This window comes from Pseudomonas sp. CAU 1711 (genome assembly GCF_039888625.1).
Lineage (GTDB): Bacteria > Pseudomonadota > Gammaproteobacteria > Pseudomonadales > Pseudomonadaceae > Aquipseudomonas.
On the sequence record NZ_JBDQQT010000012.1, the window covers coordinates 1 to 22,490 of the forward strand.

Annotated in this window: 20 protein-coding genes; 11 read left to right on the forward strand and 9 right to left on the reverse strand. The window is 67.4% G+C overall.

Annotated features, from left to right (window positions below; all coding sequences use genetic code 11):
- Positions 1 to 338 precede the first annotated feature (338 nt).
- Positions 339 to 4,049 carry a methionine synthase gene (metH, locus tag AAFN46_RS14405; protein WP_347809380.1) on the reverse strand — a complete coding sequence of 1,237 codons (3,711 nt, stop codon included), beginning with the start codon at positions 4,047 to 4,049 and terminating at the stop codon, positions 339 to 341.
- 156 nt (positions 4,050 to 4,205) lie between these two features.
- Between metH and AAFN46_RS14410 the strand changes: the two genes are divergently transcribed.
- A complete protein-coding gene (locus AAFN46_RS14410; protein ID WP_347809381.1) occupies positions 4,206 to 6,482 on the forward strand; it encodes a fatty acid cis/trans isomerase in 2,277 nt (758 codons plus the stop codon).
- A gap of 58 nt (positions 6,483 to 6,540) precedes the next feature.
- Here the strand turns inward: AAFN46_RS14410 and AAFN46_RS14415 are convergent, their stop codons facing one another.
- A complete protein-coding gene (locus tag AAFN46_RS14415) occupies positions 6,541 to 7,491 on the reverse strand; it encodes an adenosine deaminase (protein ID WP_347809382.1) in 951 nt (316 codons plus the stop codon).
- 134 nt (positions 7,492 to 7,625) lie between these two features.
- On the opposite strand from AAFN46_RS14415, the gene nfuA reads away from it, so the two are divergent.
- From nfuA to AAFN46_RS14430, 3 genes are all read left to right on the forward strand, one after another.
- On the forward strand, positions 7,626 to 8,210 hold the full coding sequence (gene nfuA / locus AAFN46_RS14420; protein WP_347809383.1) for a Fe-S biogenesis protein NfuA: 585 nt from the start codon (positions 7,626 to 7,628) through the stop codon (positions 8,208 to 8,210).
- Between the two features lie 227 nt (positions 8,211 to 8,437).
- The gene (locus tag AAFN46_RS14425; protein WP_347809384.1) at positions 8,438 to 9,430 is read left to right on the forward strand and encodes a response regulator; all 993 of its coding nucleotides are present in this window, start codon (positions 8,438 to 8,440) and stop codon (positions 9,428 to 9,430) included.
- 3 nt (positions 9,431 to 9,433) lie between these two features.
- A complete protein-coding gene (locus AAFN46_RS14430; protein WP_347809385.1) occupies positions 9,434 to 10,390 on the forward strand; it encodes a diguanylate cyclase in 957 nt (318 codons plus the stop codon).
- 28 nt (positions 10,391 to 10,418) lie between these two features.
- On the opposite strand, the gene AAFN46_RS14435 is transcribed toward AAFN46_RS14430, so the two are convergent.
- From AAFN46_RS14435 to AAFN46_RS14450, 4 genes are all read right to left on the reverse strand, one after another.
- Complete coding sequence (locus AAFN46_RS14435) at positions 10,419 to 11,585, reverse strand: MFS transporter (protein ID WP_347809536.1); 1,167 nt, start codon at positions 11,583 to 11,585, stop codon at positions 10,419 to 10,421.
- 7 nt (positions 11,586 to 11,592) lie between these two features.
- A complete protein-coding gene (locus AAFN46_RS14440; protein WP_347809386.1) occupies positions 11,593 to 11,838 on the reverse strand; it encodes a DUF1272 domain-containing protein in 246 nt (81 codons plus the stop codon).
- 26 nt (positions 11,839 to 11,864) lie between these two features.
- Positions 11,865 to 12,848, reverse strand: a complete 984-nt coding sequence (locus AAFN46_RS14445; protein ID WP_347809387.1) for a DJ-1/PfpI family protein — start codon at positions 12,846 to 12,848, stop codon at positions 11,865 to 11,867.
- Between the two features lie 161 nt (positions 12,849 to 13,009).
- Complete coding sequence (locus tag AAFN46_RS14450) at positions 13,010 to 13,276, reverse strand: hypothetical protein (protein ID WP_347809388.1); 267 nt, start codon at positions 13,274 to 13,276, stop codon at positions 13,010 to 13,012.
- 240 nt (positions 13,277 to 13,516) lie between these two features.
- On the opposite strand from AAFN46_RS14450, the gene AAFN46_RS14455 reads away from it, so the two are divergent.
- The 3 genes from AAFN46_RS14455 to AAFN46_RS14465 all read left to right on the forward strand — a co-directional run bounded on the left by AAFN46_RS14455 (position 13,517) and on the right by AAFN46_RS14465 (position 15,512).
- A complete protein-coding gene (locus tag AAFN46_RS14455) occupies positions 13,517 to 13,708 on the forward strand; it encodes a PLDc N-terminal domain-containing protein (RefSeq protein ID WP_347809389.1) in 192 nt (63 codons plus the stop codon).
- 27 nt (positions 13,709 to 13,735) lie between these two features.
- Positions 13,736 to 14,596, forward strand: a complete 861-nt coding sequence (gene speE / locus AAFN46_RS14460) for a polyamine aminopropyltransferase (RefSeq protein ID WP_347809390.1) — start codon at positions 13,736 to 13,738, stop codon at positions 14,594 to 14,596.
- Between the two features lie 106 nt (positions 14,597 to 14,702).
- A complete protein-coding gene (locus AAFN46_RS14465) occupies positions 14,703 to 15,512 on the forward strand; it encodes a hypothetical protein (RefSeq protein WP_347809391.1) in 810 nt (269 codons plus the stop codon).
- Positions 15,513 to 15,534: 22 nt separating this feature from the next.
- On the opposite strand, the gene AAFN46_RS14470 is transcribed toward AAFN46_RS14465, so the two are convergent.
- Entirely contained in the window at positions 15,535 to 16,974 is a 1,440-nt protein-coding gene (locus tag AAFN46_RS14470) for a methyl-accepting chemotaxis protein (RefSeq protein ID WP_347809392.1), read from the reverse strand.
- A gap of 292 nt (positions 16,975 to 17,266) precedes the next feature.
- Here AAFN46_RS14470 and dnaX point away from each other — a divergent pair, with 292 nt between their 5' ends.
- The 3 genes from dnaX (at position 17,267) to recR (ending at position 20,500) form a co-directional block, all read left to right on the forward strand.
- The gene (dnaX, locus tag AAFN46_RS14475; protein ID WP_347809393.1) at positions 17,267 to 19,378 is read left to right on the forward strand and encodes a DNA polymerase III subunit gamma/tau; all 2,112 of its coding nucleotides are present in this window, start codon (positions 17,267 to 17,269) and stop codon (positions 19,376 to 19,378) included.
- A 24-nt stretch (positions 19,379 to 19,402) separates the two neighbouring features.
- Positions 19,403 to 19,729 carry a YbaB/EbfC family nucleoid-associated protein gene (locus tag AAFN46_RS14480; RefSeq protein WP_003240957.1) on the forward strand — a complete coding sequence of 109 codons (327 nt, stop codon included), beginning with the start codon at positions 19,403 to 19,405 and terminating at the stop codon, positions 19,727 to 19,729.
- A 171-nt stretch (positions 19,730 to 19,900) separates the two neighbouring features.
- Entirely contained in the window at positions 19,901 to 20,500 is a 600-nt protein-coding gene (gene recR, locus AAFN46_RS14485) for a recombination mediator RecR (RefSeq protein WP_347809394.1), read from the forward strand.
- 1 nt (position 20,501) lies between these two features.
- Here the strand turns inward: recR and AAFN46_RS14490 are convergent, their stop codons facing one another.
- Both AAFN46_RS14490 and AAFN46_RS14495 read right to left on the reverse strand, forming a co-directional pair.
- The gene (locus AAFN46_RS14490) at positions 20,502 to 20,975 is read right to left on the reverse strand and encodes a GNAT family N-acetyltransferase (RefSeq protein ID WP_347809395.1); all 474 of its coding nucleotides are present in this window, start codon (positions 20,973 to 20,975) and stop codon (positions 20,502 to 20,504) included.
- A complete protein-coding gene (locus AAFN46_RS14495; RefSeq protein ID WP_347809396.1) occupies positions 20,969 to 21,406 on the reverse strand; it encodes a rhodanese-like domain-containing protein in 438 nt (145 codons plus the stop codon). The genes AAFN46_RS14490 and AAFN46_RS14495 overlap by 7 nt, the downstream gene beginning before the upstream one ends.
- A gap of 95 nt (positions 21,407 to 21,501) precedes the next feature.
- On the opposite strand from AAFN46_RS14495, the gene ftrA reads away from it, so the two are divergent.
- Complete coding sequence (ftrA, locus tag AAFN46_RS14500; protein ID WP_347809397.1) at positions 21,502 to 22,488, forward strand: transcriptional regulator FtrA; 987 nt, start codon at positions 21,502 to 21,504, stop codon at positions 22,486 to 22,488.
- Positions 22,489 to 22,490: the final 2 nt, after the last annotated feature.

Genomic DNA, 22,490 nt, shown 5'->3' on the forward strand with positions numbered 1-22,490 from the left:
TGCTTGCGGCGGCCAGAAACACCGAAATGAGCGAGCCATCTGGTCGATTTTGACCCACTGGCCGCTTTCAAAATTGGCGAAGGCCGAAGTCAGCCAGAAAAACCGCTCTACTTCAGACCTTCCCTAGGTATTTCTTATCAATCAATATGTCTTGTAGTTTTCTCACGTCCTGAGAGTTTCTCATTCCGAGCTTGAGTGCGAATGCCATTTTCATCTCCTTTGCGCCCTGCTGTAGGATGGGCGTTCGGGAAGGCTAGTTTTCGTGTTATGGCTTTTCCAGATGTATTTAAATAATAAATCCCGCTAATGCGGGATTTATTTGGTTCTTTTTTTAATATTCAGTTTTCATAACCCAAATTCGGCGCCAGCCAGCGTTCGGTCACGGCCAGTTCCTGGCCCTTGCGCTTGCTGTAGCACTCGACCTGGTCGCGGTCGACCTTGCCGACCGCGAAGTACTGCGCCTCGGGGTGGGCGAAGTACCAGCCGGACACCGCCGCCGCCGGGAACATGGCGTAGTGCTCGGTGAGGAACACGCCGCTCGTGCCGGCCTGGTTGTAGTCCGCCTCGGGGTCGAGCAGCTGGAACAGGGTGGCTTTTTCCGTGTGGTCCGGGCAGGCCGGGTAGCCGGGGGCGGGGCGGATGCCGACGTACTGCTCGCGGATCAGCGCCTCGTTGTCCAGGGTCTCGTCCTTGGCGTAGCCCCAGTAGTCCTTGCGCACGCGCTCATGCAGCCACTCGGCGCAGGCCTCGGCCAGGCGGTCGGCCAGGGCCTTGACCATGATCGAGCTGTAGTCGTCGCCCTTGGCCTCGTAGGCCTTGGCCACTTCCTCGGCGCCGATGCCGGCGGTGGTGATAAAACCGCCCATGTAGTCGGTCTTGCCGCTTTCCTTGGGCGCGACGAAGTCGGCCAGCGACAGGTTGGGCTTGCTGTCCGCCTTGATGCCCTGCTGGCGCAGGTGGTGCAGGGTGGCCAGTGGCTTGCCGTCGTCGCCGTAGACTTCGATGTCGTCGTGGCGCACCTGGTTGGCCGGCCAGAAACCGAAGACCGCGCGGGCCTTGATCAGCTTCTCGTCGATCAGCTTCTCCAGCATCGCCTGGGCATCGTTGAACAGGCTGGTGGCGGCCTCGCCGACCACCTCGTCGGTGAGGATGCGCGGGTACTTGCCGGCCAGGTCCCAGGAGATGAAGAAGGGCGTCCAGTCGATGTACTGGGCCAGTTCGCGCAGATCGATATCTTCCAGCACCCGCACGCCGGTGAAGCTCGGCTTGGGCGCGATGTAGCCGGTCCAGTCGAAGTCCGGCTTGTTGGCGATGGCCTCGGCGTAGCTCAGGCGCTCGGTGCGCGAGGCGCGGGCGGCGGTACGCTCGCGCACCACGGCGTAGTCCTCGCGGGTCTTGCGCACGAACTCGGCCTTCAGCTCCTTGGACAGCAGGCTGGTGGCCACGCCAACGGCGCGCGAGGCGTCGGTGACGTAGACCACCGCATCATTCTGGTACTGCGGGTCGATCTTCACCGCCGTGTGGGCCTTGGAGGTGGTGGCGCCGCCGATCATCAGCGGCAGGTTGAAGCCCTGGCGCTGCATCTCCCTGGCCACGTGCACCATCTCGTCGAGCGAGGGGGTGATCAGGCCGGACAGACCGATGATGTCGCACTTCTCCTCGATGGCGGTCTTGAGGATCTTCTCCGCCGGCACCATCACGCCCAGGTCGACCACATCGTAGCCATTGCAGCCGAGCACCACGCCGACGATGTTCTTGCCGATGTCGTGCACGTCGCCCTTGACCGTGGCCATCAGGATCTTGCCCTTGGCCTCCGGCTTGTCGCCTTTCTCCGCTTCGATGAAGGGGATCAGGTGAGCCACCGCCTGCTTCATCACGCGGGCGGACTTGACCACCTGGGGCAGGAACATCTTGCCGGCGCCGAACAGGTCGCCGACCACGTTCATGCCGCTCATCAGCGGGCCCTCGATCACCTCGATGGGGCGCGCGCACTGTTGGCGGCACTCCTCGGTGTCCTCGACTATGTAGGTGGTGATGCCCTTGACCAGCGCGTGTTCCAGGCGCTTGGCCACCGGCAGGGCGCGCCACTCCTCGTCCTCGGCTTCCTTCACCGCGCCGCCGCCACGGTAGTTGTCGGCGATGGCCAGCAGGGCGTCGGTGCCGCCCGGGGTGCGGTTGAGCACCACGTCCTCGACCTTGTCGCGCAGCTCGGCCGGAATTTCGTCGTAGATCTCCAGCTGGCCGGCGTTGACGATGCCCATGGTCAGGCCATTCTGGATGGCGTGGTAGAGGAACACCGAGTGGATCGCCTCGCGCACCGGGTTGTTGCCACGGAACGAGAAGGACACGTTGGACACGCCGCCGGAGCTGAGCGCATAGGGCAGCTCGTCACGGATGTAGGCGCAGGCCTCGATAAAGTCCACCGCGTAGTTGTTGTGTTCCTCGATGCCGGTGGCCACGGCGAAGATATTCGGGTCGAAGATGATGTCTTCCGGCGGGAAGCCCACTTCATTGACCAGGATGTCGTAGGAGCGCTGGCAGATTTCCTTCTTGCGCGCGGCGGTGTCGGCCTGGCCGACCTCGTCGAAGGCCATCACCACCACGGCGGCGCCGTAGCGCTTGCACAGTTTGGCGTGGTGCTTGAACTGCTCGACGCCTTCCTTCATCGAGATCGAGTTGACGATGCCCTTGCCCTGGATGCACTTGAGGCCGGCCTCGATCACCTCCCACTTGGAGGAGTCGATCATGATGGGCACGCGCGAGATATCCGGCTCGGAGGCGATCAGGTTGAGGAACTTCACCATGGCGGCCTGCGAGTCGAGCATGCCCTCGTCCATGTTGATGTCGATCACCTGGGCGCCGGCTTCCACCTGCTGCAGGGCGACTTCCAGGGCCTCGGTGTAGTTCTCCTCGCGGATCAGCCGGGCGAACTTGGCGCTGCCGGTGATGTTGGTGCGCTCGCCGACGTTAACAAAGAGGCTGTTACGGTCGATGGTAAAGGGCTCCAGGCCCGACAGGCGGCAGGCCTTGGCAATCTCCGGAATCACGCGCGGTTTGTGCTTGGCCACGGCCTCGGCGATCGCCTGGATATGCGCCGGGGTGGTGCCGCAGCAGCCGCCGATGATGTTGAGCAGGCCGCTGGCGGCGAATTCCTCGACCACTTCGGCCATCTGCGCCGGGGTCTCGTCGTATTCACCGAAGGCGTTGGGCAGGCCGGCGTTGGGGTGGGCCGAGACATGGGTGTCGGCCTTGGCCGAGAGCTCCGCCAGGTACGGGCGCAGCTCCTGGGCGCCGAGGGCGCAGTTCAGGCCCACGGAGAGCGGCTGGGCGTGGCGCACCGAATTCCAGAAGGCCTCGGTGGTCTGCCCGGACAGGGTGCGCCCGGAGGCGTCGGTGATGGTGCCGGAGATCATGATCGGCAGCTCGACGCCGTCCTCCTCGAACACCTGCTGCACGGCGAAGATCGCCGCCTTGGCATTCAAGGTGTCGAAGATGGTCTCGATCAGGATCAGGTCCGCGCCGCCCTCGATCAGGCCGCGAGTGGCCTCGGTGTAGTTGTCCACCAGCTCGTCGAATGTGACGTTGCGAAAGCCCGGGTCGTTGACGTCCGGGGAGATCGAGCAGGTGCGGCTGGTCGGGCCCAGCACGCCGGCGACGAAACGCGGGCGATCCGGGGTCTCGGCGGTCTTGGCATCGCACACCTCACGGGCGACGCGGGCGCCGGCCACGTTCAGCTCGTAGGCCAGCTCTTCCATGCCGTAGTCGGCCTGCGACACGCGGGTGGCGTTGAAGGTGTTGGTCTCGAGGATATCGGCGCCGGCATCCAGGTAGGCACGTTCGATCTCGGCGATGATCTGCGGCTGGGTCAGCAGCAGCAGGTCGTTGTTGCCCTTGACGTCGCTCGGCCAGTCGGCGAAGCGCTCGCCACGGTAGTGCTGCTCCTCCAGCTTGTAGCTCTGGATCATGGTGCCCATGCCGCCGTCGAGAATCAGGATGCGTTCTTTCAGGGCGTGCTGAAGGGCCTGGAGGCGGGCGCTGCGGTCGGACATGGGAACTACCTGGGGTGAGCGTGTAGAAAGGCCGTGGATGATAGCAAAGCTGCATGAGCCTCAGGCGTTCATGGGATCAGCATGAAAATGGCTCATGTTGAGCCCTTGTACCTGACGCCGCCGTACAATGTACTTTCGTCGCGCAAGGATCTTGCCATGCCCCGTCGCATTCTCGCCCCGCTGGCACTGCTGTGCGCGCCGCTGCTGGCTGCCGAGCCGCTGCTGTACAACCGCGATATCCAGCCGATCCTGACCGCCAAGTGCGTGGCCTGCCACGCCTGCTACGACGCGCCCTGCCAGCTCAACCTGGGCAGCGCCGAGGGCCTGCTGCGCGGGGCCAGCAAGCTGCCGGTGTACGACGGCGTGCGGACCCGGGCGCAGGCCACCACCCGGCTGTACTTCGATGCCCGGAGCGAGGCGGCCTGGCGCGACCTGGGCTTTCACTCGGTGCTGGATGCGCGGGCCGGCCAGGCGTCGCTGATCGCGCGCATGCTGGAGCTGGGGCGCGCCCAACCGCTGCAGGTCAACGCCAAACTGCCGGACGATCTCGATCTGTCCATCGCCCGCGATAACCAGTGCCCCACTCCCGATGAGTTCGCCGCCTATGCGAAGCGCTTCCCCCATGCCGGCATGCCCTTCGCCGTGACCGGCCTGACCGATGCCGAGTACGCCACCCTGCAGGACTGGGTCAGGCAGGGGGCGCCGCTGGAGCCGCAGACGCTGCTACCCTCTGCGCTGGAGCGCAAGCAGATCGCCGAATGGGAGCGCTTCCTCAATGCGCCCGGCGCGCGGGAGAGCCTGGTCAATCGCTGGCTGTTCGAGCACCTGTTCCTCGCTCACCTGTACTTCGAGGGCGGCGAGCCGGGGCATTTCTTCCAGCTGGTGCGCTCGCGCACGCCCAGCGGCCAGCCGATCGACCCCATCGCCACGCGCCGCCCCAACGAGGCTCCGGGCGGCGATTTCCATTACCGCCTATGGCCGGTCCAGGGCGCGATAGTGCACAAGACCCACATCACCTATCCGCTCAGCGCGAAGAAGCTGGAGCGGGTGCGCGAGCTGTTCTACGCCAGCGACTGGACGGTGGAGGCGCTGCCGGGCTACGGCGCGCAGCGCCGCGCCAACCCCTTCGAGACCTTCCAGGCGATTCCCGCCGAGGCGCGCTACCAGTTCATGCTGGATAACGCCGAATACTTCGTGCGCACTTTCATTCGCGGGCCGGTCTGTCGCGGGCAGATCGCCACCGACGTGATCCGCGACCACTTCTGGACGCTGTTCCAGGACCCCAGCCACGACCTCTATCTGATCGATGCCGATTACCGTGCCCTGGCCACGCCGCTGCTGGCCATGCCCGGTCAGTTCGACGACATCGGCGACCTGCTGCCGCTCTGGCGGCGCTACCGTGACAAGCGCAACCAGTATGAGACGCTGCGCCACGATGCCTACGCCCGGGCCCCGGCGCCCAGCTGGTCGCACCTGTGGGCCGGCAACGACAACGCGCTGCTGTCGATCTTCCGCCAGCATGACAGTGCCTCGGTGCGCAAGGGTCTGATTGGCGCCGTGCCGCAGACCCTGTGGCTGCTCGACTACCCGTTGTTCGAGCGGGCCTACTACCAGCTGGTGGTCAACTTCGACGTGTTCGGCAATGTCTCGCACCAGGCGCAGACCCGCCTGTACTTCGACCTGATTCGCAATGGCGCCGAACTGAACTTCCTCCGACTGCTGCCGCCGCAGTCGCGTCAGGACTATCTGGACGACTGGTACCAGGACAGCGGCAAGCTGAAGATGTGGCTGGACTACGCCGACGTCGACCTGGACTCGCCCACTGCCTTCATCCTGCCGTCACAAGGGGCCAAGGGAGCCTTTGTCGAAACCCTACTGCAGCGTTACGGCACCCTCAACGCGCGGCCCGACCCGCTCAACCGGTGCCGGACTGGCGAATGCCACAGGCCGGGGCTGCCGGCAGAGCTGGAGGACGCCGAGCAGGCGCTGAGCCGCCTGACCGGGCGCCCGGCCGGTGGCCTCAAGGCGATTGCACAGTTGCCCGAGGCGACCCTGCTGCGCGTGCAGCTGGCCGACGGCCGGCGCGAGGTCTACAGCCTGCTGCGCAACCGCGCGCACAGCAACGTGGCGTTCATGATGGGCGAGTCGCTGCGTTACCAGCCGGAGCTGGATACCCTCACGGTGTACCCGGGCGTGCTGAGCAGCTACCCGAACTTCATGTTCAGCCTGAGCGCGGGCGAGGTACCCGAGTTCGTCGCGGCTCTGGAGCAGGCCCGCGATGAGGCGGCGTTCGAGAAGGTGGTGCGGCGCTGGGGCATTCGCCGCAGCCATCCCGAGTTCTGGCGCTACTTCAACGACCTGTCCGCCTACCTGCGCGAAACCGAGCCGGTGGAGGCGGGCGTGCTGGATATGAACCGCTACCAGAATCTATGAGTGGGGGCGCTGGATTTCCCCTCTGCTTGGCGAGCAGAGGGGATGCGAGGCCGCTCGCCTACTTGACCAGGCGCGCCTCCAGGCTGTTGCGCGCCAGGCGCTCGGCCTGCTCGCGGGTCATGCCCAGGTCGCGCTCCAGGGCGGCGAAATTCTCGCCGACGTAGCCGCCGAAGTAGGCCGGGTCGTCCGAGTTCACCGTCACCTTCACCCCGCGTTCGAGCATCCGCAGGATGTTGTGCTGGGCCATATGCTCGAACACGCAGAGCTTGATGTTGGAGAGCGGGCAGACGGTCAGCGCGATCTGCTCGTCGATGATGCGCTGCATCAGGCGCTCGTCCTCAATGGCGCGCACGCCGTGGTCGATGCGTTCGATCTTGAGCAGGTCGAGGGCTTCCCAGATGTATTCGGGCGGGCCTTCCTCGCCGGCGTGGGCGACGGTGAGCAGCCCTTCGCTGCGCGCCTTGGCGAACACCCGCTCGAACAGGCGCGGCGGAAAGCCCTTCTCCGAGCTGTCCAGGCCGACGGCGACGAAGGCGTCGCGGAACGGCATGGCCTGCTCCAGGGTCTTGAAGGCCTCTTCCTCGGGCAGGTGGCGGAGGAAGCTCAAGATCAGGCCGTGAGTGATGCCGAGCTGCTTCTGCCCATCGAGCAGGGCCTGCTGGATGCCGCGCAGCACCACTTCGAAGGGGATGCCGCGGTCGGTGTGGGTCTGCGGGTCGAAGAAGGGCTCGGTGTGCACCACGCCCTGTTCCTTGCACTTGAGCAGGTAGGCCCAGGTCAGGTCGTAGAAGTCCTGCTCGCTGCGCAGGACGTTGGCGCCCTGGTAGTAGAGGTCGAGGAATTCCTGCAGGTTGTTGAAGGCGTAGGCGCCGCGCAGGCTGTCGACGTCGGCCCAGGGCAGGGCGATCTTGTTGCGCTCGGCCAGGGCGAACAGCAGCTCGGGCTCCAGCGAGCCCTCCAGGTGCAGGTGCAGCTCGGCCTTGGGCAGGCTATGGGTCCAGTGATTCATGGTCTCGCGAGTCCCGACTGTGTGAGTGGCTAGTCTAGCGGAGTCGAGGCGGGAATTATTCCTACTAAAATGCTAGGACTTTATCCGGCGGGGTCTATTGGCGTACACTGGCGGCACGTTTGCGAGGAGTTGCCATGAGCGCCATCACCATTACCGACGCCGCCCACGATTACCTGTCCGATCTGCTGAAGAAGCAGAACACCACCGGCATCGGCATCCGCGTCTTCATCACCCAGCCCGGCACGCCCTACGCGGAAACCTGCATCGCCTACTGCAAGCCGGGCGAGCAGAAGCCGGAAGACACCGCCCTGGCGCTGAAGGAGTTCACCGCCTGGATCGACGCGGTCAGCGAGCCCTTCCTGGAAGACGCCGTGGTCGACTACGCCACCGACCGCATGGGCGGCCAGCTGACCATCAAGGCGCCGAACGCCAAGGTGCCGATGGTCAACGAGGACAGCCCGCTCAACGAGCGCATCAACTACTACCTGCAGACCGAGATCAACCCGGGCCTGGCCAGCCATGGCGGCCAGGTGACCCTGGTCGACGTGGTCGAGGAAGGCATCGCCGTGCTGCGTTTCGGCGGCGGTTGCCAGGGCTGCGGCCAGGCCGACTACACGCTCAAGGAGGGCATCGAGAAGACCCTGCTGGAGCGCATCCCCGAGCTCAAGGGCGTGCGCGACGTGACCGACCACAGCAACCGCGAGAACGCCTATTACTGAGTTCCCACGTTGCACGAGAAGGCGCCTGCGGGCGCCTTTTTCGTGTCTGGGAGATTCGTGCGGCCCTTCGCAAATGATGAGGGTGATGGCACATTGCTATGGCAATTGCCGGGGGAAAGTGTTTCCTTATTGCCCCTTGCGCTGCCGCCTCTGCGTGACTCGGCGCGGCAGGAGTGCTAACAAGAAGAAAGCCGGACTATCCACACGGCCCCGTGAGGCTCTTGCCGATGGCAACCACTTCCCTGCTGGTCTGCGACGACTCCGCGATGGCGCGCAAGCAACTGTTGCGCGCGCTGCCGTCGGAATGGCCGGTCGAGATCAGCCAGGCCACCAACGGCGCCGAGGCGTTGCAGCGCATCCGCGAGGGTGGCATCGACCTGCTCCTGCTCGACCTGACCATGCCGGTGCTGGACGGCTACGGCGTGCTCGCCGGGTTGCGCGACGAGGGCCTGGAGTGCCGGGTGATAGTGGTGTCCGGCGATGTGCAGGACGAGGCCGTGCGGCGCGTCAGCGAATTGGGCGCGCTGGCCTTCCTGAAGAAACCGGCCGACCCGCAGCTGATGTGCGAGACCCTGGAGCGCCTGGGCCTGCTCGCCGGCGAGGGTGACGCGCCGCCGGTGCTGCTGGTCGAGCCCAAGGTGAATTTCCGCGACGCCTTCCGCGAGGTGATCAACGTCGCCATGGGCCGTGCCGCCGCCCTGCTGGCGCGGGTACTGGGAGTGTTCGTGCAGCTGCCGCTGCCCAACGTCAACATCCTCGAGGTCAGCGAGCTGCACATGGCGCTGGCCGATGCGCAGAGCGACGACCGCCTCACCGCCGTGTGCCAGGGCTACATCGGCGGCGGCATCGCTGGCGAGGCGCTGCTGATCTTCCATGACTCGGAAATGGCCGACATGGCCAAGCTGCTGCATCGCAGCGCCGGCGAGAGCTCGGCGATGGAGATGCTGCTGGACATGTCCAGCGTGGTGATCGGCGCTTGCCTCAGCGGCATCGCCGAGCAGATCAGCATCAAGTTCTCCCAGGGGCACCCACAGATACTCGGCCAGCACGCGCCGATCGACGAGCTGATCAGTCTCAACCAGCAGCGCTGGCGCAAGACCCTGGCGGTGGAGTTCAGCTACAGCATCGAGGGGCACGACATCCACTTCGACCTGCTGCTGCTGTTCACCGAGGACTCGGTGCCGCGGCTGACCAAGAAACTCGCCTACATGATGGGTTGATCCATGGCCGAGACCGTCGACCTCAACGAATTCCACTGGCTGCTGACGATAGTGCAGAGCATCGACGTCGGCGTGGTGGTGCTGGATCGCCAGCTCCGCATCGGGGTGTGGAACAGCTTCATGGAGAACCGCTCCGGGCTGCCCCCGGAAGAGGTGCTGCAGAAGTCCTTCCTCGAGTTGTTCCCCGAGGTGGAGGAGGAGTGGTTCCGCCATAAGGTGGACAGCGTCGTCACCCTCGGCACGCCGGCGTTCACCATCTGGGAGCAGCGGCCCTACCTGGTGCGGTTCAAGAACTACCAGCCGATCACCGGGCAGGAAGACTTCATGTACCAGAACACCACCCTACTGCCGCTGCAGGCCACCAACAGCCGCATCGAGCACGTCTGTCTGATCATCTACGACGTCACCAACGTGGCGGTGAACAAGCGCCAGCTGCTGTCGGCCAACCAGCAGCTCAAGCACCTGTCGCGCACCGACCGCCTCACCGGGCTGAACAACCGCGGCCACTGGGAGGAGGAGCTGCACCGCGAGTACTCACGCCATCGTCGCTACGGCAGCATGGCCTCACTGGTGATCTTCGACATCGACCACTTCAAGCGGGTCAACGATACCTTCGGCCACCCGGCCGGCGACAAGGTGATCCAGCTGGTCGCCGACGTGGTGCGCGAGGCGATTCGCGAGAGCGACATCGCCGGGCGCTACGGCGGCGAGGAGTTCGTGGTGCTGCTGCCGGACGTCGACAAGGCCGGCGCCCGCCTGTTCGCCGAGCGCTTGCGCCAGCTGGTGGAGGGCCTGGTGGTGGACCATGAGGGCCAGGAGATCCGCTTCACCATCAGCCTGGGCGTGGCCGACCTGGCGCAGAGCAGCCAGGACCACCAAGAGCTGATCGACTGGGCCGACCGCGCCCTGTACCAGTCCAAGCACGGCGGGCGCAACCGCGTCACGGTGCACGGCGACTGAGATCGACCTCGTCGCCGGCAGGTCTCCTTTATGCCGCCTGGGCCTGTCGCGCTCCGCCGGCCAGGGCCAGCAGTGCCAGCGCCAGCAGCGGCAGCATGGCGAGGTTCACCGGGTTCCAGCCTAGGCCGCTGATCAGCGCGCCCGAGGCGAAGGAGGCGCAGGCCGCCACGCTACCGTTGCCCAGTTCCATCAGGCCCTGGGCCTGGCCGCGCTCCTGCGTGCTGTGGCCCTGGCCGAGTAGGGTGGTACCGGCCACCAGCATCAGGTTCCAGCCCATGCCCAGCAGCAGCGACGACAGCAGGAAGTGCGCCTGCAACTGGCCGCTCAGGGCGATGGCGGCGCTGCCGGTCAGCAGGCCGATGCCGAGCAGGGCCACGCGTCGGGCGCCGAGACGGTCGACCAGCGGGCCGGCGACGAAGGCCGGCAGGAACATGCCGACCATGTGCCAGCGGATCACCTCGGCGCCGGCCTCCAGCGGCAGGCCGCAGAAGCTCATGGCCAGCGGCGTGGCGTTCATCACCAGGATCATCAGGCCATGGCCGATGGCGGTGGTGGCCATGGCCGCACGCACCAGAGGGCGGCCGAGCAGCTCGCGCATGGCCTGCAGGCCGCCGCCGGCGCTCGGCGGCAGGGCGCCCTGGCGCAGGCTGGCGAGCAGCGGCAGGGCCAGCGCGGCCAGGGCAGCGACCGCCAGGTAGGCGCCGACGAAGGGTGTGGCCAGGGCGTCGCGTGCCCACAGGGTCAGTTCCGGCGCCAGCAGCGCGGCGCACAGGCCGCCGCCTATCACCCAGGCCGTGGCACGGCCCTGATGGGCGCTGTCCACCGCCTCCAGCGCGGCGAAGCGGTAGTACATGGCCGAGGCCTGGTAGATGCCGATGGTCAGCGAGCCCAGGCAGAACAGCCAGAAGTCCGCCAGCCAGACTCCGGCCGCGCCGATCAGGCCGCCGAGCACGCCGGCAGTGGCGCCCAGCACCAGCCCCGCGCGGCGCCCGTGGCGCTGCATGAAGGCCGACAGCGGCTGGGCCGCCAGCAGGTAGCCTAGCACCAGCAGGGCCAGTGGCAGCGTGGCCAGGCTGTTGCTGGGCGCCAGTTGCAGGCCGACTAGCGAGGTCAGGGTCACGCCGATCAGGGCGCAGCTCCAGAACAGGGCCTGGGCGAGGAACAGGCGCAGCAGGGTGGGATTGCGTAGAAGCAGCATGGCATCAGTCTCGTGGGCAGCCGGCGGGTTTGAAGGTGCGCTCGGTGATGGCGGGGAAGCGGCTCAGCTTGTCCGTCGGACGAGTCGGTCGGCGCACCAGCTCGCCGCCGCAGTTGGGGCAGCGGCCGTGCAGGCGCTCCTGTGCGCAGTCGTGGCAGAAGGTGCACTCGAAGGAGCAGATCATCGCGTCCCGTGACTCCGGGGGCAGGTCGCGGTCGCAGCATTCGCAGCCGGGGCGCAGTTGCAGCATGGTGGTTCTCCTGGTTGGGGCTGGTTTCAGGCGAAGCGCTCGGCGTAGTCCTGGGGGCTCACCGACAGGTGCTTGTGGAAGGTGCGGCGCAGATTCTCCGGGTGGCGGAAGCCGGTCAGCCGCGCCACGGTGCCGATCGAGGCGCCGCTGTCCTGCAGCAGGCCACGCGCGGCGTCCAGGCGCAGTTGCTCGACGTAGCGCCCCGGGCCCATGCCCAGCTCCTGGACGAACAGCCGCGACAGGCTGCGTGTGGAGAGGTGGGCGCGTTCGGCCAGGGCTTCCAGCGACAGGTCGGCGGCCAGGTTCTGCGCGATCCATTCCAGCAGACCGAGCAGACGCGGCGTGCGCGCCGGGTCCGGGGCGAGCAGGGCGCTGAACTGCGCCTGGCCGCCGGGGCGACGGAGGAACATCACCAGGCGTCGGGCCACGGCCAGGGCCAGTGGCCGGCCGAGATCGGCCTCGACCAGCGCCAGGGCCAGGTCGATGCCGGCGGTGACCCCGGCCGAGGTGAACACATGGGCGTCGCCGTCGCGGCCCTGCGGGTCGTAGGTGTGCAGGCGGTCGCCGTCCACCTCGATGGCCGCGTGGCGGCGCAGAGCCGCGACGTCCGCCCAGTGGGTGGTGGCGCGACGGCCGTCGAGCAGGCCGGCGGCGGCCAGGATCAGGGCGCCGGAGCACACCGAACCGAGGCGGCGCACTCGCGGCTCGGCGCCACGCAGCCAGGCCAGCAGTGGCTGGTTGGCGCACTGCGCCGTTTCACCCAGACCGCCGGGGATCAGCAGGGTATCCAGCTCGGCGGGCTCACAGTCGCGCCAGGCCCGCTCGGCCACCAGCTGGAAGCCGGCGGAAGTGGCCAGCGGGCCGGCCCGTTCGGCCAGCACCAGCAGGCGATAAGCCTCGGCCCGGCCCTGGCGGCGCAGCTCGACGTTGGCCGAGGCGAACACCTGCAACGGGCCGGTGACGTCCAGGCTCATCACGTCCGGGTAGATCAGGCAGGCGATGGTGCGCATGGTTTCTCTCCAGAAGTTGGAGAGAGTCTGCTCTCGTCACTCTTTGGCAACAAGGACAATAAACCCACAGATATGGACATCTGGGGGCTGAAAAAGCAAAACCCCCACGCCTTGCGGCAGTGGGGGCTTGCGGGGCAGCAGACCGGGATCTTGCGGATGCCTTACTCGGGCATGCTCCAGGGGTCGAGAGCGTAGCCCTGGCTGCTGATCTGCTCGCGCGATTGGGTGAGGGTGGCGGCCAGCTGCACCGGGTCGGCGTAGGTGCGGCTGTCCAGTTGGGCCTGGCCGAGCCGGCGGTTGGTGCGGTCGACCACCGCCAGGGTAATCACGCCGGTGCCGTCCTGCGGCTGCCAGGCGACGCACTGGAACGGCTGGAAGGCGCGGCCGGCGATGAGCAGAGCTTCGTTGACGCGGAGCGAGGTGTTCATGGGTCTGTTCTCCAAGGATGCCCAATCTGCGAGCGGCCAGCGAAAGCATCTGTTGCCGTGGCCTGTGAACAGTTGATGGCTGAACCTGACCTTGGAGTCACGTGCTGTCGTAAAAACATAGAAATATGTCGCATGTTGCCGATTTTAAGGGGGTTATGCCCAGCAGCACGGGGCTTCGGGAACACCTCGGCCTGTGGCATATCCTAAATGTGAGAGGTTCACCTACACAGGAGTGTTCTCATGGGATCTACCCTCGGCGGTCTGTTCGGCCTGGTCGTTCTGGCTCTGGACATCTGGGCGATAGTCAACGTGATCAAGAGCGGCGCGGAAACCGGGATCAAGGTGCTCTGGGTGCTGCTGATCGTCCTCCTGCCGGTGCTGGGGCTGATCGTCTGGGCCCTGGCGGGGCCGCGGGGCAACCTGCGCATCTGAGTGCGCCAGCGACGGAGGGGCTCAGGCATGAGCGATTATCTGGAAACCCTCTACGACGGTTACGGCCAGCGCCTGCGCATGGATGGGTTGCTGCGCGAGGTTTACACCGAGCACGGGCATCTGGTGATCTTCGAGAATGCCTTGATGGGGCGGGTGCTGGCGCTGGACGGTGTGATCCAGACCACCGAGGCCGATGAGTTCATCTACCATGAGATGCTCACCCATGTGCCCATCCTCGCCCACGGCGCGACCAGGCGCGTGCTGATCGTCGGTGGCGGCGACGGCGCTACGCTGCGTGAGGTGTGCAAGCACCGCGACGTGGAGGGCATCACCCTGGTGGAGATCGACGAGGTCCTGCTCGAACTGTGCAAGGAACATCTGCCCAAACACAGCTGTGGCGCCTTCGAGGATCCGCGCCTGAGCCTGGTGATAGGCGACGGCATGGACTTCGTGGCCGGCACCACGGAGAGGTTCGACGTGATCATCGTCGACTCCAGCGATCCACAGGGGCCGAGTCGGGTGCTGTTCTCCGAGGATTTCTATCGGGCCTGCCGCCGCTGCCTGGACGACAGGGGCGTGCTGGTCGCGCAGTGCGGCACGCCCTTCATGCAGCTCGCGCAGGTGCAGGATGCGGCCAACCGCCTGGATGGCCTGTTCGCCGACTGGCACTTCTATATGGCGGCGGTGCCCACTTACCTAGGCGGCGACATGGCCTTCGCCTGGGGTGCCACCGACCCCGAGTATCGCCGGCTGTCGCCGGAGCTCCTGCTGCAGCGCTTCGTCGGCAGCGGCATAGTCACCCGTTATTACAATCCGCAGGTCCACCTCGGCGCCTTTGCCCTGCCGCAGTACGTGCTGCAGGCGGCGGGCAAGTCGGGCAACGACTGAGTTCCGCGCGCCAGGCAGAGGGCCGGCCAGCGCCGGCTCGCGCATTTCTGGACGCCGGCGGCAGGCCCCGCCATGCTTGCTCTAGGTCTCCCCGAGTGAAGCGGCCATGGCGAACCTGCGCGTGTGGATACTGCTGCTGAGTGGTGCGTGGGCATCCGTCGCCACCGCCGAGGGGGAGTGGCCGCGGCTCAGGCTCTGCTACGAGGTCGGTGGCCTGCCGCCCTATACCAGTTCGCCGCCGGGTTGGCCGGCGGAGCAGCCCGGGCTGGTCATCGAGCTGATCCAGCAGGCCGCCAACCAGGCCAGACTGCGCCTGGACCTGCATCAGCAGCCGTGGAACCGCTGCGTCCTCGAAGTGCGTCAGGGCAGCAGCGACGGTACCTTCGTCGCCGTCTGGCAGGCGGATCGCGATGTCTGGGGGCGTTACCCCGGGCGCATTCCGCTGAGCGAGGCCCCGGTCGATGTCGGTCAGCGCCTGTGGCAAGTCGAGTACCTGATCATGGTGCCGCCCGACAGCAGGCTGCAGTGGGATGGCCAGCGCTTCGGTGGCGTCGTCCATGGCGTCGGCGCGCCGCTCGGCTACGCCACCAGCCAGCGCCTGCGCGAGCTGGGCGTGCTGGCCCAGGAGTCGCTGGCGCAGGCGACGGCGCTCAGGTTGGTGCTGGCGGGACGCCTGGACGGCTATGTGCTGGAGCGTGAGATTGGCCTGGCCCTGATCGACGAGATGGGGCTGCGGGGGCGGCTGGTGCCTTTGCCTCTGCCACTCATGCGCACCGACTGGTACCTGCCGCTGTCGCACCAGTTCTACGCCGCCAACCCGGAGCTCGCCGAGCGCTTCTGGCAGGCCATCGCCGAGCAGCGCGAGCGGTTGGCGGAGGAGCTGGCGGGGCGCTACCTGCGCGCGGGGCGGCCCTGAGTGGCGGAGCCCGCCGCGAGCGTTATTCGGCGACCCGTTGATGCAGTTGCTGCGACAGCAGTTCCAGACGCTCGCCCAGATCGACCAGCGATTCCTGGGCGCTGAGCAGCTCGGCGCTGGCCTGGCGCTGCCGCTCGCTGGCCTGATGCTGCGCCTTGCTGTGGTCGCGCACCTGGCTCAGCAGGTGGTGGGCCTGATCCAGCGCCTGGCTGTGCTGCAGAATCGCGTCGGAGAGGTGGGCGGTCAGCGCGGCGTTCTCGGTCAGGGCCTCGCCCACGCCGCAGACCTGCTCGGCGCCGGTGTCGACGATGCGTTCGGACTGGCCTAGCACCTTCTGCACCGTGTCGGCGGTCTGGTTGCTGCGCTGCGACAGCGAGCGCACCTCGTCGGCCACCACCGCGAAGCCACGGCCATGCTCGCCGGCCCGCGCCGCCTCGATGGCGGCGTTGAGCGCCAGCAGGTTGGTCTGCTGGGCGATGGCGCTGATCATCTGCATGGATTCGGCGATGCGCTGATTGCTCGCCTGGATCGCCTGCATGCTGTCCTGGGCTTCCTGCATGCGGCTGGCGCAGGCGTTGACCTGGCCGCTGCTGTGCTGGGTGTCACGGCTCAGCTGCTGCATGTGCGCGGTGCTGCTGGCCAGCGCCTGCAGTACCTCATGCACGGCCAGGTCGAGCCGCTGCATGGCGTCGGCCTGCTGCTGCAGGTCGCCGTCGATGCTCTGGCAGCGCAGGCGCATGCTGTCGAGGGTGTGGTACAGCTGCTGCGACAGTTGGTGCAGGTCGCCGGCGCCCTGGCGCACCTCGTCCAGCAGGCCGGCCAACTGCTGGCTGCCGGCCGTGGCGGCCTTACCGACCCGGCGGGCTTCCTCCAGGTGCTGCTGGGCATCGCTCAGGGCCTGCTGGCGTACGCGCGAGCTGTACCACTGGGCCAGCCACATGGTGAGCACCGGCAGCAGGTAACCCGAATACTCGTTGAGCATGGCGTCGCGCGGGCTCAGCTCGAACTGGGGCAGGGCGGCGCCGGAGCGCTCCAGGCGGATCAGCCAGAACACGAACAGCAGCTGCAGCAGGGCCCAGAAGGCGGCGCTGCGCCCGCCCACCAGCAGATAGGCGAAGCCGATCACCACCAGGGGCCAGAAGATGTGCGCCGAGTGCAGGCCGCCCAACTGGTAGTTGAGGATCATCGCGTAGCTGCTGATCAGCGCCATGGCCAGGTTGGCCACGCCGCGCACCGGCAGCCAGGCCTGGCGCAGGGCCAGCAGGGCCAGGGGCATGCCGCCGATCAGCAGGAACGAGCCATGCACCAGGGCGTCGTTGCCCAGGCGCCCCCATTTGATGCCGCTGTACAGGCCTATGGCGATGCCGCACAGGCCGAAGAAGGACAGCATGCGGCAGAGCAGCTGGTCGTCGGGGCTCTGCTCGGTTTGCGGCATGAAGCTAGCTAACAGCCCTGTTTGCATGGGATGGGCTCCGTTCGGGGGCGGTTGCCGAATGTTTCGGCGGGGTGGATGCGGACTTGAATGCTGGCAAAAGGCCTTTGGCTAGATTACCCAGTCAAATAGCCGGCGACGACTGCCTGACGACGAGTAGCAGGCAAAGGCCGCGAGCATGACCGATTTGCCCTGCAGGCCGGCGCGCCAGGCCCTGCGCAGACGATACCCGTGACGGCCCGCGCGGCTCGGCGCGGATGCATTTTGCCCTGTGCTCCGCTAGGATTAGCCCCTTACGCCTCCTCAGACGCGACGGTTTTTCATGAGTTATCAGGTTCTTGCACGCAAATGGCGCCCGCGCAGCTTCCGCGAGATGGTCGGCCAGACCCATGTGCTCAAGGCCCTGATCAATGCGCTGGACAGCCAGCGCCTGCACCACGCCTACCTGTTCACCGGCACCCGTGGCGTGGGCAAGACCACGATCGCGCGGATCATCGCCAAGTGCCTGAACTGCGAGACCGGCATCAGCGCCAGCCCCTGCGGGCAGTGCTCGGTGTGCCGGGAGATCGACGAGGGCCGCTTCGTCGACCTGATCGAGGTGGACGCGGCGAGCCGCACCAAGGTCGAGGATACCCGCGAGCTGCTGGAGAACGTGCAGTACGCGCCGACCCGCGGGCGCTACAAGGTCTACCTGATCGACGAAGTGCATATGCTCTCCACGCACTCGTTCAATGCCCTGCTCAAGACCCTCGAAGAGCCGCCGCCCCACGTCAAGTTCCTGCTCGCCACCACCGACCCGCAGAAGCTGCCGGTCACCATCCTCTCGCGCTGCCTGCAGTTTTCGCTGAAGAACATGCCGCCGGAGCGGGTGGTCGAGCATCTGACCCATGTGCTCACGGCCGAGAGCGTGCCTTTCGAGGAAGACGCCCTGTGGCTGCTAGGCCGCGCCGCCGACGGCTCGATGCGCGACGCCATGAGCCTGACCGACCAGGCCATCGCCTTCGGCGAGGGCAAGGTGCTGGCCGCCGACGTGCGCGCCATGCTCGGCACCCTCGACCATGGCCAGGTCTACGGCGTATTGCACGCCCTGCTGGAGGGCGATGCCCGCGAGCTGCTGGAAGCCGTGCGCCGGCTGGCCGAGCAGGGCCCGGACTGGAACGGCGTGCTGGCCGAGATGCTCAACGTGCTGCACCGGGTGGCCATCGCCCAGGCCCTGCCGGAGGCGGTGGACAACGGCCAGGGCGACCGCGACAAGGTGCTGGCCCTGGCCCAGGCGTTGCCGGCCGAGGACGTGCAGTTCTACTACCAGATGGGCCTGATCGGCCGCCGCGACCTGCCGCTGGCGCCGGACCCGCGCGGCGGCTTCGAGATGGTGCTGCTGCGCATGCTGGCGTTCCGCCCGGCCGATGCCGAAGGCGCCACGCCGAGGTCACCTTTAAAGGATCTGGGGATCAGCCAGGCCACCGCTGATCCCGCCAAGACCCCGGTGGCCGGTGTGGCCCCCGTTGCCGCGCCGGCCGCTATCGTTGCTCCGGTTGCTCCGGTTGCTCCGGTTGCTCCGGTTGCTCCGGTTGCTCCGGCCATTGCGCCGCCTGCGCCAGCCCCCGAACCTGTCGCGGCTCCGGCTCCGGCTCCGGCTCCGGCTCCGGCTCCGGCTCCGGCGGTCGCCGCGCCCAGCGAGCCTGAGGCGGCCGTCGCCGAGTCCGTAACTGCCGCCATGCCGCCAGCCGCTGCCGTGGTCGAGGCTGCCGAGCCTGTCGCCAGGGTCGATCTGCCCTGGGAAGAGCCCGCACCCGAGCAGCCGGTGCAGGTGGCCGAACCCGCCGAGCAATCCGTGGTGGAGCCGGCCCCCGAGCCCGCTGCTATGGAGCCGGCCCCGGCCGCACAGCCTGCGACTCCGGCCGAGGAGGGCGATGACGACGAGCCGCCGCCCGGCGACTATGACTACTACGAGGCCGATGCCGACGGCCTCGACTACGATTTCGACGCCCCGGCCGAGGCGCAGGGGCAACAGCCGGAACCGCTGCCGGCGGCGCGGCCGGCCACCGGCCTGGCCGCCGAGTGGCTGGACCTGTTCCCACGCCTGGGGCTGTCCGGCATGACCGGCAGCATCGGCGCCAACTGCACTCTGATCGAGGCCGACGGCGACGACTGGCTGCTGCATCTGGACCCGGCACACAGTGCGCTGTTCAATGCCACCCAGCAGCGCCGCCTCAACGAGGCGCTCAACCAGCACCTGGGGCGTAATCTGAAACTGCGCATCGAGTTGCAGCGGCCGCAGCAGGAAACCCCGGCCCAGGCCGCTTCGCGCAAGCGCGCCGAGCGCCAGCGCCAGGCCGAACGGTCGATCCACGACGACCCGCTGGTGCAGCAGATGATTCAACAGTTCGGCGCCACAGTCCGCGCCGACTCCATCGAACCCCTGACTCCCTGAGTCACATAGCTGAGGAACACCACCATGATGAAAGGCGGCATGGCGGGCCTGATGAAGCAGGCCCAGCAGATGCAGGAAAAGATGCAGAAGATGCAGGAAGAGCTGGCCAACGCCGAAGTCACCGGCCAGTCCGGTGCCGGCCTGGTGAGCGTGGTGATGACCGGTCGCCACGACGTCAAGCGCATCACCCTGGACGACAGCCTGATGCAGGAAGACAAGGAAGTGCTGGAAGACCTGATCGCCGCGGCGGTCAACGATGCCGTGCGCAAGGTCGAGCAGAACAGCCAGGAAAAGATGGCCGGCATGACCGCGGGCATGCAGCTTCCCCCCGGCTTCAAAATGCCCTTCTGATAAACGTGCCGCCCAGCCACTGCGCATAGCTGTGTTGCAAGCCGGCCCGGGCATCCTCATTTACGGCCAGTAAACTCCGGTGCCCGTGCCGTCTTGCGCCTTGCTCTGCACAGCGTCTGAACGGCACTTCCACCGCAGTGGCTTCGGAAAAGCCAGCATTCGGTAGTCCCCATGAGCTTCAGCCCGCTGATTCGCCACCTGATCGATTCGCTGCGCATCCTCCCCGGCGTGGGGCAGAAGACCGCGCAGCGCATGGCCCTGCAGCTGCTGGAGCGCGACCGCAGTGGCGGCATGCGCCTGTCGCAGGCGCTGGCGGCGGCGATGGAGGGGGTGGGGCACTGCAAGCGCTGCCGCACCCTGAGCGAGGACGAGCTGTGCCCGCAGTGCAGCGATCCGCGCCGCGACGACTCGCTGCTGTGCGTGGTGGAGGGGCCGCTGGACGTGTTCGCGGTGGAGCAGACCGGCTATCGCGGCCGCTACTTCGTGCTCAAGGGCCATCTCTCGCCGCTGGACGGCCTGGGCCCGGAGGCCATCGGCATTCCCGAGCTGCTGGCACATATCGGCGCCAGCCAGTTCGGCGAAGTGATACTGGCCACCAACCCGACGGTGGAGGGCGAGGCCACCGCCCACTACATCGCGCAGATGCTGGCGGGCAAGAACATCCTGCTGTCGCGTATCGCCCACGGCGTGCCGCTGGGCGGCGAGCTGGAACTGGTCGACGGCGGCACCCTGGCCCACGCCCTGGCCGGGCGCCGGCCTATCTCCGGCTGAGTCAGCCCTGCGCCAGCGCCCGCAGCGCGGCGTCATCCATCTCGTAGGCGATCCACTTGCGCACCGGTCGGCCACCCAGGCGCCGGTAGAAGGCTTCCGCGCGGCTATTGCCGACCAGCACATCCCAGTGCAGGCGTCCGCCGCCTCGCTCCAGCGCCCATTGCGCCAGTGCAGCCAGCAGTTGTTGCCCCAGATTCTGCGAGCGCCACTGCGGCCCGACATAGAGCTCCTTGAGGCGCACGGTCGGACGCAGGTCATGGGTGAAGGGCGTGAGCAGCGCCACGGCGTAGCCGAGCAGCTCGCCACCGCGTGCGGCGACGAACACTCGGCACTGCGCCTGCGGACCGAAGGCGCGCCGCAGCAGCGCGTCCTCGTCCACGGCGAAGTCCGCCAGGTAGTCCTCGAAGGCCGCCAGCTCGCGCATCAGCGCCAGCAGCTGCGGCACGTCGGCTTCCCGCGCCTGGCGGATCAGCATGCGCAGGCGATCCCAGCTGGCGGATTCGGCAGGGCGCCTTCGGCGCCGACCAGGCTCAGGCCCTCGTCGAGCCAGCCGGTGACGCCACCGAGCATCTCCTTCACCGCGTAGCCGAGGCTGGCCAGGCGCACGGCCGCGCGATGCACGCCGTTGCAGTGCGGGCCGGCGCAGTAGACGACGAACAGGGTGTCGCGCGGGAACTCGGCCATGCGTTCGGCGCTCATCAGCCGGTGCGGGATATTGATGGCCCCAGGCACATGGCCGGCGGCGTAGGCGGCCTCGCCGCGCACATCGACCAGCACGTAGTCGACCTGACCCTCCTGCTGGCTGTGGTGGACGTCCGAGCAGTCGGTCTCGAAGGCCAGGCGCTGGCTGAAATGCATCAGCGCGACGGCGGCAGAGGCGGCGGGAAAGTGGCTGACCAGGCTCATGGTGGAACTCCTCGTGGTTGGGATGGCGCCACTGTAAGAGCCGCCGCCATTCGGCTACAGTGGCGGACAAGACAGGTATCGGAAGTTTTCCGCCAATGCACGACGATCCCGGCCTGGTGGCCATACTGGCCTACGACGGCCTCTGCACCTTCGAGTTCGGCATCGCCGTGGAGATATTCGGCCTGTCGCGGCCGGAGTTCGACTTCCCCTGGTACCGCCATAGCATCGTCGGCCTGGATGATGGCCCCATGCGTGCCATGGGCGGCATCCGGGTGCTGGCCGACGCCGGCCTGGAGACGCTGGCCGAGGCCCGCACCATCATCATTCCCGGCTGGCGTGATCGCGCCGAGCTGCCGCCGCCGGCGCTGCTGCAGGCCCTGCGCGAGGCTCACGGGCGCGGCGCGCGGCTGCTGTCGATCTGCTCCGGAGTGTTCGTCCTGGCCGCCAGCGGCCTGCTCGACGGCCAGCGCGCCACCACCCACTGGCGCTATGCCGAGGAGCTGGCGCGGCGTTATCCGGCCATCGAGGTGGACCCGCAGGTGCTCTATGTGGATGCCGGCCAGTTGATCAGCTCGGCGGGCAGCGCCGCCGGCATCGACGCCTGCCTGCACCTGGTGGCGCGCGATTTCGGCAACCAGGTGGCCAACCGCGTGGCCCAGCGCCTGGTGATGGCGCCGCAGCGTGCCGGCGGCCAGGCGCAGTTCATCCCCGCGCCGGTGGCGCATTCGGCGCGGCACGACCTGGCCGGCCTGCTGGAATGGGTGCGCCAGCGTCTCGATCAGCCGCTGGAGGTGAGCCAACTGGCGCGGCGCATGGCGATGAGCGAACGCACCTTCCTGCGCCGTTTCGGTGCCGCCACCGGCATGACGCCCAAGGCCTGGCTGCGGCACGAGCGCCTGAGCCGCGCCCGCGAGCTGCTCGAGGGCGGCACGCAGAGCGTCGAGCGCATCGCCGAGCAGTGCGGTTACCGCACCGTGGAGAGCTTCCGCATCGCCTTCCGCAACAGCCTGGGGCTGCCGCCGAGCGCCTACCGCGAGCGCTTCGGCAGGCAGGGCAAGCAACCGCCAGAGACGCTGGCGTGAGC